Annotated in this window: 7 protein-coding genes; all 7 read right to left on the reverse strand. The window is 54.9% G+C overall.

Annotated features, from left to right (window positions below; all coding sequences use genetic code 11):
* Positions 1–70 precede the first annotated feature (70 nt).
* Entirely contained in the window at positions 71–1,771 is a 1,701-nt protein-coding gene (locus HNQ92_RS11070; protein ID WP_184174083.1) for a SusD/RagB family nutrient-binding outer membrane lipoprotein, read from the reverse strand.
* Positions 1,772–1,801: 30 nt separating this feature from the next.
* Complete coding sequence (locus tag HNQ92_RS11075) at positions 1,802–5,206, reverse strand: SusC/RagA family TonB-linked outer membrane protein (protein WP_184174084.1); 3,405 nt, start codon at positions 5,204–5,206, stop codon at positions 1,802–1,804.
* Between the two features lie 248 nt (positions 5,207–5,454).
* Complete coding sequence (locus tag HNQ92_RS11080; RefSeq protein WP_184174085.1) at positions 5,455–5,784, reverse strand: hypothetical protein; 330 nt, start codon at positions 5,782–5,784, stop codon at positions 5,455–5,457.
* Between the two features lie 187 nt (positions 5,785–5,971).
* Entirely contained in the window at positions 5,972–7,339 is a 1,368-nt protein-coding gene (locus tag HNQ92_RS11085) for a PhoPQ-activated pathogenicity-related family protein (RefSeq protein WP_184174086.1), read from the reverse strand.
* A gap of 68 nt (positions 7,340–7,407) precedes the next feature.
* Positions 7,408–8,694, reverse strand: coding sequence for a hypothetical protein (locus HNQ92_RS11090; protein WP_184174087.1), 1,287 nt, complete (start codon positions 8,692–8,694; stop codon positions 7,408–7,410).
* Positions 8,695–8,764: 70 nt separating this feature from the next.
* Positions 8,765–10,405, reverse strand: a complete 1,641-nt coding sequence (locus HNQ92_RS11095) for a SusD/RagB family nutrient-binding outer membrane lipoprotein (protein ID WP_184174088.1) — start codon at positions 10,403–10,405, stop codon at positions 8,765–8,767.
* Positions 10,406–10,427: 22 nt separating this feature from the next.
* The gene (locus tag HNQ92_RS11100) at positions 10,428–13,916 is read right to left on the reverse strand and encodes a SusC/RagA family TonB-linked outer membrane protein (RefSeq protein ID WP_246439988.1); all 3,489 of its coding nucleotides are present in this window, start codon (positions 13,914–13,916) and stop codon (positions 10,428–10,430) included.
* Positions 13,917–14,221: the final 305 nt, after the last annotated feature.

Genomic DNA, 14,221 nt, shown 5'->3' on the forward strand with positions numbered 1-14,221 from the left:
AATTTAGAGACGGGTAGACATCGCCCCCGTCTCTAAATAAACTAACCTAATCAATCTATTTATCTATCCATTACCAAGGTTTGTTGGTACCTTGTACAATCCAGGGCTTCGACCACTGGCTGTTCTTGCCGCGTAGTACCGAGTAAGGAGTATCCTGGAGGGCGCTCACGGCGCTTTTGTAATTGTTGTTGTTAAAATTCTGCTCGTTGTCGCCGTAGATAAAGCGCACTGGCAACACCGGCTGGGGAGAGGCGGGTCCGGCCGTAAGGGCAGGCAGCCCCGTACGGCGGTAGTCAAACCACGCTTCCGTAGCGGCCGTCCAGCTGGCAATCCACTTTTGCTCCATCACTTGCGCCAAAGTACCTTTGTAGGCTACCGCTTCCTGCTTGATGAAGGCGTCGTACTGGCCACCTACTCCCCAGGCATCCAGAGAGTTTTTGATACCGGCGTAGTAGTGCGCCTGCCCATTTCCAACCGACCAACCCTTCAGGGCGGCCTCGGCCAGGATAAACGAAGCCTCGGCGGCCGATGCCAGACGAGCTTTCAGAATGCCTCCGCTGCTGTTGCGGTATACATTAGAAAGCTGCGAAACGTGCTGGTTCTCGACCGTTTGTCCCGGCGTCGGGTTGTAGTTGTACTCCGAAGGATCGAGCAAGCCCGCGGGCAAGCCTACGTACTCGCTGGTGTCCAGCCGCAGCGTAGCCGGGATCAGGTTAGGATTGAAGTGGCGGGTAAACTTGTGCCCCAGCGCCTTCTGAGCCCGAAACTGGGTGTCCGTCAGGAATTTTACTCCGTTTTGAACAACCCCATCTTTACGAATGAAATCGTCGATGGCCACGGTGAGCGTAGGATCTGCTACCCATTGTACGTGCACCGTCGAAAACCATACGGTAAGCCGAGGGTCTTTGCTGGGTACCAGTTTGTCCAATAGCGTTTTAGCGGGTTTGATCCTTCTCCAGTTGGATTCGGTCAGGTCAAAAGCAACGGTTTCGGGCCAGGAGTTGGCACTGTTAGCCCCAATGTAGTTCATAACCGCATCTTCGGCCGCCGTTTTGATGTAGATCCCGGAGCTATAGATGCTCTCGATACCCGCCTTCGCTACATCCGGCTTCTTAGCGGAAATACGCATGTAGTACCGGAGCAACAGGGAGTTGGCAAATTTCTGCCACTTGGCCGGGTCACCGGCGTAGTATACATCGTAGTTGTTGATCACGCCGGTTTTGTCGCCCGTCGCAAAGAGGGCCGAGGCAGCCTTCAGATCCTCGATGATTCCGCTATAGATCACCTCCTGGCTATCAAAAGTAGGCGTCAGGAACTCATTCGACTCTCCTCCGCGAACGGCCGTGGTGTAGGGTGCATCTCCCCACAGGTCCGTTACGGTTCCGAAGATAAAGGCCTTCATGGTGAGGGCTACTCCTTCGTGGAATTTGAAACCTAGCTCCTTGGCTCGCTTTTGCAGAAAATTATTATTGCGCTGCATGCCGTACCAGCCGTTCCAGTCGCGCGGGGACCAGTCGTAGCTATTGTGGCCCGTAAACCAGCCATCTTTCTGGGTATGCTGCATGGTACCTCCCACATCACCGTAGCCCAGGCCCAGGTATTCTTTGGCGGCTTCGGTCATGACAGTTGGCATGAGTTGGTTGGGATTGGCCGACGCAGGGTCTATCCCATTGGGATTTTCGTTGAGCTCGGTCAGGTGATCGCCACAGGAAGTAGCTATCAGCAGCACGCCCGCGAAAATCGTCTTGGTTGCTAATTTAAGTAGGTTCATTTTTTATAAGATTATAATTTTTTCAGTGTCTTATAAAGAGAAATTCAATTTAAATCCAACGGGAACCGTCCAGGGCATTACGTTCTGGAGTTCGATACCCTGCCGGAAGCGTCCGCCGTCAGCTTGGAAGGCCCGCTCAGGATCGATACCAATTTTGGCCGCGGTCCACAGAACAATGTTCCGGCTGAATACAGAGATGTTGGCGTTACGAATACCCGCAAAGTTGGGCAGATCGTAGCCAAATGATATTTCTCTCAGCTTCAGGAACGAGGCGTCGAAGGTAACCTGTTGGTTGAAGCTCCAGGCGAACTGGTTGGAAGCAGGGCGAACCATCGTGCCAGCTCCTCCCAGGTGCTCTACAAAACTACCATCGGGCATTTGAATCACGCCCGGGATGAACACGCCGTCGTATTCAAGGATACCATCTCCGTTGGAATCGAAACCAATACCACCCGTAGCCTGGGTATACCCACCTACCCGGGGGAAGTTACCATTCTGAGGAATGATGTATTTTTCGGGATCGGATTTGAGCAAAGCCACCAGTTGATCCTGCGTGTACAGCCCGCCGGGGGTCATCTTGTCGATCTGCAGCTGCGACTTCCAGTCGGAGCCACCGTAGCGGTAGGTGTAAGACTGGAACTGCCCGCCAAACCGCCAGTCGAAGCTGGCGTTCAGGGTAAAGCGCTTGTACGAAACGGACGTTTGGGCACCCATTAGGAAGCGAGGATTGAAGTTACCTACCTTCACGCGGTCATCGCGGTCGTTGGCGGCAATCCATGACCCAGCTGCCGAAAGAATGGGCCAGCGGTAGTAAGGAGAGGCCGGATCTTTCACGTATGCAAAGCCCCGGCTGTAAATATTTCCGATCTCTTCGCCTACGCGGGTAAAGGCCCCGCCGTTGTTGTCATCCCACAGTTGGTAGAAATCCATGCCATCCGCCAATGCCTTAATCGTGGTGCGGTTGCGCGTGAAGTTCACGTTTACGTCTACGTTCCAGCCGTTACGATCCCGGACAGGGCTGGTACCCAGCACCAGTTCCCAGCCGCGGCTCGCGAGCAAACCGGCGTTGATCTTCTTGCTGTTATATCCCGAAGAAGCGGGCGTGGTGATGTCCAGAATCTGGTTCTGATTTTCTACGTAGTAGTACGTACCTTCAAAACGCAGGCGGTTATCAAAGAGATTCAGGTCAATGCCTAACTCGGTAGACGTAGCGATCTCGGGCAATAGCTGCGGGTTCAGCAAAGTACCGGGTAGGCTCGTAGTAATAAGGCTTCCCCAGCTACCCGTGCCCAGGATAGGGTTCAGTTGGTATGGACTCGTGTCATTACCTACCTGCGCCCAACCGGCCCTTACTTTCAGGAGCGATATTTCCTGAGGTAAATTAAAGGTGTAGTTAGCCAACCAGCTTAGTGAAGCCGACGGATAGAAGTAGGAGCGGTTGTTGATAGGCAGGGTACTTGACCAGTCGTTCCGGGCGGTTAGGTCCAGATAGAGCATATCTTTGAAGCCGATCGAAGCATTTCCCAAGAGGCTGTAGATACCCTTGCGGTCGGCGTAGTTGCTTACTTGCAGGTTGGTTCCCCCTTCACCAGCGCGGGCAATGTTGCTTACCCGGTAGATGCCGGGGATCGTCAGACCGCCGCTGCCACTCCCAATGAACGCATCTTGGTACGACTGCTGCATGTAGTTACCTCCACCGGATATGCTCACGTCAAAGTCACCTACTTTTTTCTTGTAGGTTAACAGGAAGTCGGCATTGCTTTCCTGGCGGGTAATGTCTTGTAGAAAGTACCCCCCAAACTGAGCGCGCGAGTAGCTCCAGGGAATTTTGGTTTCGCGCTTTTCGATGAATATATCGTGCATTCCGCGTACGTAAGCCGAGAGCTCCGGCGTAATCTGCCAGTCTACTTTGATGTTTCCGAAAGCCCGGTCCCGATTAAATCCGTTGTTGATGCCATAGGCCAGGAAGTAGGGGTTGTCGCCGTTGGTAGCGGGACGACGTTGCTGAATCCCTTCCTGGCCCGGCAGCCAGTAATCCTGCAAATCCTGAACGTTCACGTGCGGCCAGATGTACACTGCCTCCAAGGGGTTGGCTCCGCGATTGGCCGTTGAGGGACGGTTGTCCGAGTTAGACCGGATGAAGTTCAGGTTGGAGCTTACTTTGACGTTGCTACGGATGTCGTAGGTCGTAGCCAAAGACAAGCTATTCCGGCTCAGGTCGGAGTTCGGGATGAGTCCCTGGTTTTTCATCAGGTTGTAAGACAAGCGGTAGGTACCTTTATCGCTCGAGCCCGAAATGGCCAGGTTGTTGGTAGAGGTAATTCCCGTTTGCAGGAAGTTCTTCATGTTGTCGGGGTAGGCACGCAGCTCCGTCGCGATCTTGTTACCGTTGGCATCTACCGGGCTATTCCACTGTACGGCCGTATTGCCCACGTTCAGCTCGGGGCCCGCCCAGTAGGCCGAGGTTTCGTCGAGCCGTGAGGTGCGGCTACCGCTGCCGTACTTGTAGTGAAAGTCGAGGTACCGGTAGGGCATCTCAAATACGTTGCTCGTAGAAAACGACAAGCCCATACCCCGGCCTTTTACCCCTTTTTTGGTCGTGATCAGGATCACCCCGTTACCGGCCCGTGAGCCGTAGAGTGCCGCCGCGCTGGGGCCTTTCAGTACCGAGATCGACTCCACGTCGTCGGGGTTGATGTCCGAGATGGCGTTTCCGTAGTCTACGTTATTCCGGTCACCCATCTGACGAAGGTTGTTCAGCGCATTGGCTACCGGTACCCCGTCAATGACGAACAAGGGCTGGTTGTCGCTGCTCAGTGAGGTAGCGCCCCGGATGATCACGCTCACCGAAGACCCCACGCCGGAAGTCTGATTGATCTGCACCCCCGCTACGCGTCCCGAAAGGGCGTTCATGACGTTTTCCTGGGGTACATTTACGAGGTCTTTACCGTTGACCTGACCAATGGAATAGCCCAGTGATTTTTTATCTCTGCTAATTCCCAAGGCCGTTACTACCGCCTCCTGGAGGGTTTCGGCGCTTTCTTCCAGCGAAATATTAATGACGCTCTGGGTACCTACGGTGATTTCCTGCGACTGGTAACCAATGTAGGAAAACACCAGCACCGTGGTGGCACTGGGCGCATCAATGGAAAAATTACCCGAAGCATCCGTGGAAGTACCCGTCTGGGTACCTTTTACTACTACGTTGACACCCGGCATACCACCGCCGTCGGCCGCCGAAGTGACTCTCCCGGTAACAACCCGGGCTACCTGGCTCGTCTCCGCCGACGCTTTCTTTTCCGCGTCGGTCCGTTTTTTATCCAGTTCGCTCGTGAAGGGGGTACTTGCCCACACCGAAGTAGAGCATACCCCCGCGGCCAACGAAAAAGCCAACAGGCGCTTTAACGTTTGTCGGAAAAATGGGTTTGATTTCATAGTGTACATCATAATTAAGGTAGTGATCTTTTCATTTGTGTTTGAGTTAGCATTTGTATTCTTCATTGGTCATCTAGGAGGTATTACCGGGGGTTTTCATGGTTCTTTATGTTAAGTCAATCTCTGTGCATGGGTACTTTATGGGTCTGGGGTGGTTAGCGTTTGTTTTTATTAAAATGGAAAAAGCCTGAGCGGGTACGAAGCGGAGGTTAGCGGTAGGTACTTCATGCTCGCAGGGCTGTGTTTTTTTACCAAGACCAAGCCACCAGGAACGAAGGTACTTTGAGCTGGGATAGCCAGGTACCCCAACCCCGCCGAGGGTACCTTAGCGAAAACTTGGTCGTTCGGTTTCGCTCCTGTGGGTTTGGCCCTTCGGGGCTGTCCTCTTTTTTGGGCTCAGGTACCTCTTCATTTTCTTGCTCACTCAGCAGTTGGTTGAAATAGTTCTCAAGTACGTGGGAGTATTCCTCATTCATTTCGTCCTGGCCCATGTTGTCCAGCAATTCGTCAAGCTCGCGGCGTGACAGCCTATTGTCAATAAGCTTGTTGAGTAAATATTCAGCCCGCGAGCGCGCCATAGCTTCGTCTTAAATGGTTAACCACCTATCATACTGCCACCTATCTGGAAAAGGCTACTCGTATTTTTCTTTTTTTCATAATTAACATTTACATAATACCGTACAACTGGTGACATCCTAAAACGCCCAGACGGCACCGGGCTAAGTCCGGTGCCGTCTGGGCGGGAATGCGAAAAAGAAAGGAGACCTACTTACGCAGAAATACCTCTTTGCGGTCGGTCACGAAGGTTTGGGTACTTACGGTGTACTCGCCTCCGTTGGGGTCTTTGTATTTCAAATCTACGTAAAAGGCCCGGTAGCCGCTGGCCGGGAAGGTATCGTCCACGACGATCTTCGCGCTGTTTTTTACCACCACCGGTTTGGCGGTCCAGTTTTCGTTGCGGAAATCCCGGTCCGTTGAGTTGGCCGACCAGATCGTGGCCTCCACCAAATCCTTGGCTTCGGGGTTGATGGTCAGCTGCACGCCTTTTTTGGTGGAGGTGGCCTTCCAGGTACTTACGGGGTACTTTTGGTTTTGCAAGGTCGTACCAAAGAAAGCACTCAGGGCTTCCAGCGCCTGCTTGCCCCCGCCCAGGTCGTGGCCAGCGTTGGGTACGTAGTGGATCATGTTCTGGCCGGGGATGTCGTCGAAGTAGTGCTTGATGGCGTCGACGGTCCAGTACTCGTCATTGGTACCAATGAAGATCAGCTTGGGCATGGTGAGCTTGGCGCGGTAGGCGTACGGGTCGATCATGGTATTGATGGCCTGCCCCTGGGCGGTTTTGGCGCTCTGCGGAATGCCCAGCTGCACGTAGTCGTTGATCTGCTCGCTGTACTCGCCGTAGGTCGTGAGCTGGTACTCCAGGTTGGTGGGCATGTTCAGGATGTCAATCACCATGGGGCCGATGGCCTTCACGCGCTTGTCGTCGATGGCCCCGGAGAGCCAGGTGGTCCAGCCGCGCTTGGAGGCACCCGAAATCACAAAGCCGTTTACCTTGTGCTGTAGCTTTTGCTGCGCAAACTCCTGCACGGCGTCCATGGCCTTCACGGCACTCTTCACCATCGGGAAGAGCAACGGCCAGGTGTAATCGCCGTCCTGCTTAAACTGGTGCAGCGTGTAGGAGATCAGCGCGTCTTCGGTCAGATCGCCGTACAGCGGCTGGTTGGGCGTTTGCTTGAGCAGGGCCACGATCGCCTTGTTTTTGGAGGCCATCGCCGCCAGGCTCGGCCACAGCTTGTCGCTCTTGCTCCAGTTGGGTTGCTCGTCTTTGTTGGAGCCGCCGGTAATAAACAGCAACGCGCCGTCGTGCTTGTTTTCGCTGGGCACGAAGATTGTCAGCTGGTGGCGCCAGGTGTGCTCGCGCCACTTCTGGGAGGTCAGCAGCAGGTTGTAGCCCGTCACGCCGTCGGCCGTGAAGGAGTCTTTCAGCTCCCAGCGGTAGGTTTTGTCGCCGTTGTCAAGGTAGCTTTTCAAGGCCGTTTCGGGCGTGACTGACGACTGGGCGTGGCTGGTCAGTAGGGTAAAAAAGAAACAAGTTGTACAGAGCACAACGATACTTAGCACTTTACTTTTCATTAGCATTGCTGGTTTTTAGTGAATTGGATTGGTGAATGGTTTGGATTTATACTTCACGGATAAAGTCCCTATTTTTTAGTCAGGGCAGCTTCCTCCGGCTTGGGACTTTCCTTGACGAGCTTCAGCGCCTGCTCCATGTATAGTTCGCCCGTCATTTCGCCCAGGCTGGTACGGCTCACGTAGTCGTAGCGCTTAAAGCTGTTGTAATCTACCTTGGTGAGCATGTAGCCGAAGGCGTCGTTGGTGAGCCCAAACAGAAAGGGGTACTTGGTAGGCATGTGGCGCTTCACGTAGTAGCCAATGTTGGGCAGGGCCTCGCCCGGAATGGTCAGGATCTGGGCCGGGCCAATGTTGAGCAGATTGAGCTGCGTCACGGCCCGGTCGGTGGTGGTCATGTCGTACTTGAGGGGCGAGTTTTTCAGGATGTACTTCATGATGTCGGACTCGATCGGGAACTCAATCTTGCGGGCCGTGCAGTACACCGCGGGGTTGGGAAGTACCTCCGCGTCTTTTACGAGGCGCAGGGCTTCGTCGGCCAGGAGCTCCCCGATCCGGATGCATTCTTCCCAGGTGTTGGCTTCGGTACCGGCTTCCCGCCGAGTGTCGGCGGTCACCATACCGCCCTGCGCGCCGTTCATGAAGAGCGCCATCCCCCCTACCTGCTTCTCGATGCGGTCGTAGAGCGGCCCGCACAAATCGGGGCTCAGGATCCCCCGCCCGGCTCCGATCACCTCCGGATGCACGGCGTAGTTCACCAGCGTGGCGATGGTCTGTCCTTTCCGGCTGCCGCTGGTGGCCAGGGCCTGAAGTACCCCGCAGCGCGGGTCGTAGAGCTCGGGCGCGTAGTAGTTGTAGGCAATCTTGCCCTTGGCCTCGCCCATAGCTACTTTGAGCGAAGCCGGTTCTAGCTTCGCCACGGCCTCGTTGACGGCTTCAGCTACCTGCTTTACGCACCAGTCGAGGTAATTGAGGTCGGCCAGGGACTTGCCCGTTTGGTCCGGAAAGCCGTAGGCGTCGGGTCCGCTGTGGGTGTGGGTGGCCCCGATCAGGATGTTTTCCGGCGCGATGCCCTTGATCAAAGCCCGCGAGCGGTTGCCCAGCGCCGACGGCCAGCCCAGGTTGTCGATGCCCACAATGGCTACCCGGTTACCGCCGTTTTCGAGCACCAGCGCCCGCACAAAGAGGTCGCCCTTTTTTTCCTGGGCCGCCTTAGGGGTACCTATACCGCCCGAAACCGGCAGCAACGGATTGGGGGTAATGACCCGCAAAGCAGCTCCGGCCCGGAAGGTTTGGGCGTAGGAAGAAGTACCTGCCACACTGAGCAAAAGCAGGAAGACGAGGAGGTTTTTTTTCATAAGGGTTATAGTAAGAAGGGCGGAACGCGTTCCGCCCTTCGGCTTTAAATGGACTGAAAAACAAGGCTAACTACCAAGGCTTGGTGGTGCCTTGAAGTACCCACGGCTTGGACCAGGGGCTGTTCTTGCCGTCGGCCTCGGAGTAGGTGGTCGTTTGGATGCGGTTGAGGGCAGCATCGACGTTATCCCGGTTCAGGTTCCGCTCATCCAGCATGTAATAAAACCGGACGGGTAGTACCGGCCGCTTGGCCTGAGGGCCCGCCTTTAGCTCCGGATAGCCCGTACGACGGTAGTCAAACCAGGCCTCGGTAGCGGCGGTCCAGCTGGCAATCCATTTTTGCTCAATGATTTGCTTCAAGGTACCTTCATAAGCTACCCCTGGGTTTGCAATGTAGGTAGCATAGCCACCACCCACGCCCCAGGTATCCAGTGAGGCCTTTACTCCCGCCTCGTAGTGCGTTTTGGCGTCGCCCACGGCCCAGCCTTTCAGCGCTGCTTCGGCCAGGATAAACCGTACCTCCGCCGCCGACATCAGCCGGGCTCTTAGCAAAGGCCCTTTGGCTTGCCGGTAGATGTCGTTCAGCCACGACACGTGCGGATTATTGGCGGCCTGCTCGGCCGTCGGGCTCAGGTTGTAGGTAGGCCCGCCGATGATCGCCGTGGGCAAGCCCACGTACTCGGGATGGGTATTTACGTCTCGGCCCGCTACTTTATCAGGCGAAAGGTACCTTTTCCCACCTTCGATTCGGTCGGTGCCTGCTGGCAGCGAGGCGTCTACCACCAGCGGGATCTGTACTTTATTGGCCCAAACCGTAATCCGGGGGTCTTTGAAAGCCAGTAATTTATCCACGAGCGTAGCGGCCATTTTGAGGCGACGGTAGTTGCTGGCACCGGCATCGTAGACTGTATTGGCGGGCCAGGAATCCTCGTTGCTGTTACCAGCAAAAGGCATGGCGGCGTCGTCGGCGATGGCCGTGATGATGGGGTACTGCGCGGCATTGGCCATGATTTTTTCGATACCCGCTTTGGCTTCGGCGGGTTTCTTGCTCGAGATACGCATGTAGTAGCGTAGCATCAGCGAGTTAGCCAGTCTTCTCCATTTCATCGGATTGCCTGCGTAGTACACATCAGCCGTACCCACGGCGCCGGTGTATTCGGCGGCATTTTTGGAAAGCAGCGTATTGGCTTTTTCCAGATCCGCCAGAATCCCCATGTAGATCGTCTCCTGGGAGTCGAAGGCGGGGAAGGTATTGGCTGTGCCCCCTTCAGCCCCTTTCAGAGCGCTGGTATAGGGGGCATCGCCCCAGAGGTCGGTGATGAGGCCAAATACCATGGATTTCATCACCAGCGAAATACCCTGGTGCAATTCAAAGTTCAGCTCCACGGCCCGGTCGTAGACGTACTGGTTGTTGCGCAGGATGTCGTAGTAGCCCGCCCAGCTTTGGCTGCCGCCCCAGTCGTATTCGTTGTGGCCGCCTACCCAGCCGTCTTTCTGGGTATGTTGCATCACGCCCGCAATGTCCTGGTAGCCCAGGTTCACGAAGGCTTTGCCGGTTTCGGTAAGTACCGTAGAAAGTACCAGGTTGGGATTGGCCGTTTCCGGGTTCACTCCGTTGGGATTCTCGTTCAGCTCGGTCAGATCCTTGCAGGAGAGTACCGTGCAGGAGAGGACGACCAGGCAGGCCAGAAATTTATACGTGCTAATTTTCATCTTGTTTGGTAGTTAAAAAGCCTTAAAATGTTAACCCAACTTTGAAACCGATGGGGATAACCCAGGGATTAACGTTGTAACGTTCAATTCCTTGCTTAAACTGGGTACCTCCACCCTGCACGCCCGACTCCAGCTGGAAGGCCGTTTCGGGGTCGATGTTGATTTTGGCGGCGGTCCAGAGAATGATGTTCCGGCTGTATACGGCTACGCTGGCGTTTTGCATCCCTAATTTCTTCACCAGGCCCTGGGGCAAATCGTAGCCAAACGAGATCTCGCGGAGCTTCAGGTAAGAAGCATCGTAGAGGAAAGCCCGCGTAAACGACCAGGCCGTACTACCCGCAAAGGGAAGGATGGTTGTTCCGGGTCCGCCCAGGTTTTCTTTGAAGCCCGTCGGGTTGCCGTTGGCGTCGTAGCCGGTCGCGATTACGCCGGGGATGAATACCCCACCGTGGGGCAGCGTGTAGGGGCCGTACTTGAAGGGGTACCCGCCATCTTCCGGCGTGGGGCCACCCACCAGCGGGAAGTAATTGCCGTTGATCTTGATCAACTCCTCCTGGTTGGCCACCAGGTAGTCGCGCAGGGCTTGACCTTCCAGGCCGTTCGGGTTGATGAGCTTATCCAGGAATAGCTGTGACCGGCCGTTTTCTTCGCCGTAACGGTAGGTCTGCGACACGAAGTCGCCCCCGTTGCGCCAGTCAAAAGACATGCCCAGGCTGAATCCTTTGTAGGACAGCGTCGTTTGCATGCCCATGATAAATTTAGGGTTGAAGTTCCCGATCTTGTTGCGGGTATTGATGGCGTCGATCGACTGCCACTTACCGGTTTGATCCAGGATTGGGTAGCCAAAGTAGGGCGACTCTCTGTCGGTCACGGTTATGATCTGGGCGTCGTAGATGTCGCCGATCTCCTCACCCACGTAGGTCCAGGCTCCACCTTTGGCGTCGGTCCAGAGGGTGTAGTAGGGCAGGTCGTCCGAAAGCTCCTTGATGGTGGTCCGGTTGCGGGTCAGGTTGGTATTGATGTCCCACCGCCAGTTGTTGCGTTGCAGCGGGGTACCTCCCAGCGAGAATTCAAGCCCTTTGCTCACCAATAGTCCGGCGTTGATATTCTTGGACGTATAGCCCGACGAAGGCGGCAGCTTGGCGCTCAGGATCTGGTTGCGGTTCTCTACCATGTAGTAGGTACCTGCAAAGCGCAAACGGTTGTTGAACAGGTTCAGGTCCAGACCGGCTTCGTACGAAGTAACGATCTCGGGCTTGAGGTCGGAGATCAGCAAGGTACCGGGCGTCGTCAGACGAGGTACGCCATCCCAGGCTCCGGCGTTGCCCAAGGTACCCAGCAGCATGTACGGGTTGGCGTCGTTACCTACCTGCGCTATGCCTCCGCGGAGTTTAAACAGACTCACGTAGTTGGTCATCGGGATCATTTCGTTCAGCACCACGCTCAGCGAGGCCGAAGGATAGAAGTAGGAGCGGTTGGCAGCGGGCAAGGTACTTGACCAGTCGTTGCGGGCGGTTACGTCCAGGAAGATCATGTCCTTGAAGCCGATGTTGGCCAGTCCGTACGCACTGTAAATGGCCCGCTGGAACCAGGAGCTGTTGTAGTCCAGGTTGGCCGGGGCAATGTTCTGGATGGTATACACCCCCGGAACGATAAGTCCCGTTCCACCTCGGGTCGCGTTTACTACGTTCGTTCCTTTTTGGTAGCGGGCGTTTCCACCGGCCGAGAGCGAAATACTAAAATCGTTGAAATCCTTTTGGTAGGTACCTAGGAAATCGGCGTTGCTTTCAAAATTACCAATGTTGATAATGCCGTAGGCTCCGCGCGGATCGTTGGTGTAGCTGTTGGCGATCTTCATTTCGCGGCGCTCGTTGTAGGTATCCAGGGCGTAGCGTCCCATCAGGCTAAAGGCCGGCGTGATCTGCCAGTCGGCCCGAACGTTCCCAAACACCCGGTCGCGGTTGAAGCCGTTATTCACCTCGTTTGCCAGGAAGTAAGGGTTGTTGTAAACGCCTCTGAACTGCGATCGTTGCTGCAATCCTTCCTGGCCGGGAATCCAGTAGTCTTTCAGATCCAGAATATTGATGTGCGGCGAAACGTTGTAAGCCCACTCCAGGGGGTTAGCCCCGCGGTTACCGGCGGGCCGGTTGTTGGAGTTCGAGCGGCTGAGGTCAATGTTGCTGCTCACGCGTACTTTGTCGCTCACCTTTACCGAGGTATTCAGGTTCAGAGAGTTTCGGAACAAATCCGAGTTAGGGATGATCCCCGTATGCTGCATGTTGGAGTACGATAGCCGGTAGTTTACCTGCTCGGTGCTGTTGGCTATCGATACGCCGTTGGTGGTAGTGATGCCCGTCTGCACAAAATTCCTAACGTTGTCGGGGTGCGACACCAGCGGCATCCGAACAGGCTTGCCGTCGGGACCCAACGGGCTGTTCCACTGCACCTCTTCGTAGCCTCTATCCAGCTCAGCCCCGTAGGTGGCACCCACGTTTTCTTCGATTAGCTTCCCGAAGGGATTGGTGAGCGGATTGCCACTCACGGCGGGCGGAATGGCCGAAAACTGACCCGAACCAAACCGCGTCTGCCACTTCAGGAATTTAAAAGGTCGGTCAAAAACCGTGTTGGAATTCACATTTACCGTCATCTTTTTGGCCTTGGCACCGCTCTTGGTCGTGATCAGGACCACGCCATTACCCGCGCGCGAACCATATAATGCCGCGGCACTGGGACCTTTCAGAATGGAAATATTCTCGATGTCGTCAGGGTTGAGGTTCGAGATGGCGTTTCCGAAGTCGGCGCGGTTGTCATTTCCTACCTGGCTCACGTTGTTGAGCGTGTTGGCGATAGGTACCCCATCCACCACAAACAGGGGCTGGTTGTCGCTGCTCAGCGAGGTAGCGCCCCGGATCACCATGCTCACGGACGAGCCCGTGCCCCCGGTGGAGCTGATCGTGACGCCCGCTACTTTACCGGCCATGCCGTTCAGGACGTTTTCCTGCACCACGCGGTTCAGTTCCTTGCCGTCTACTTTTCCTACCGAGTACCCCAGCGACTTCTCCTCACGCTTGATGCCGAGGGCCGTCACAACGGCTTCCTGGAGGGTTTCTACACTTTCAACCAGCGCCATGTTGATGATCGACTGGTTTCCTACGGCTATTTCCTGAGTCTCGTAGCCGATGTACGAAAATACCAGTACCGGATTGGCCGTGCTCACCGTCAGGGTGTAGTTTCCGGAGGCGTCGGAGGTAGTTCCGATCTGCGTACCCTTCAGGATGACGTTCACCCCCGGCATGGGCGTGCCGTCGGTGCTGGACGTGATTTTCCCCGTTATTCTGCGGTCGTCGTTGACCGTACTGACCACGGTAGCCGACGGCCCGGATTTTACGCTGGAAGTAGTTGTACTATAAGTAGAACTACTTGCCTCGGCCTTAAATAAACACAGCCCTGAGACGAAGGCCAGCGTCATCAGACAGCGGGCTGCCTGATGTTGAGTAGAATTTTGTTTCATGCGCTTGGGTTTTTAGATAAAGGTCTTTGTGTGAGTGCTATACATAAACTATAAAATAATAATTAAATAATACTATTTTCATAAGGCAAGCTAGGGTTTATTTTACTGTTAGTAATTGATTACGTTTTTATAAATTTAGAAGATTTAAAAGAGAAGATAATTCAATTGAAAGTACCCGATTAACAATCAAAAGTAACTAAGTTAAAATTATTGCTTTGGCTGGTCTATTGCCAACCTTGACCTTCCCTGTTGTCCCCTTTTTCTTTCTTTAAGACACTTGTAACAAGTACCTTATCTTATCCCAG

Origin of the sequence: Rhabdobacter roseus (genome assembly GCF_014202275.1) — a bacterium.
Classification (GTDB): domain Bacteria; phylum Bacteroidota; class Bacteroidia; order Cytophagales; family Spirosomataceae; genus Rhabdobacter; species Rhabdobacter roseus.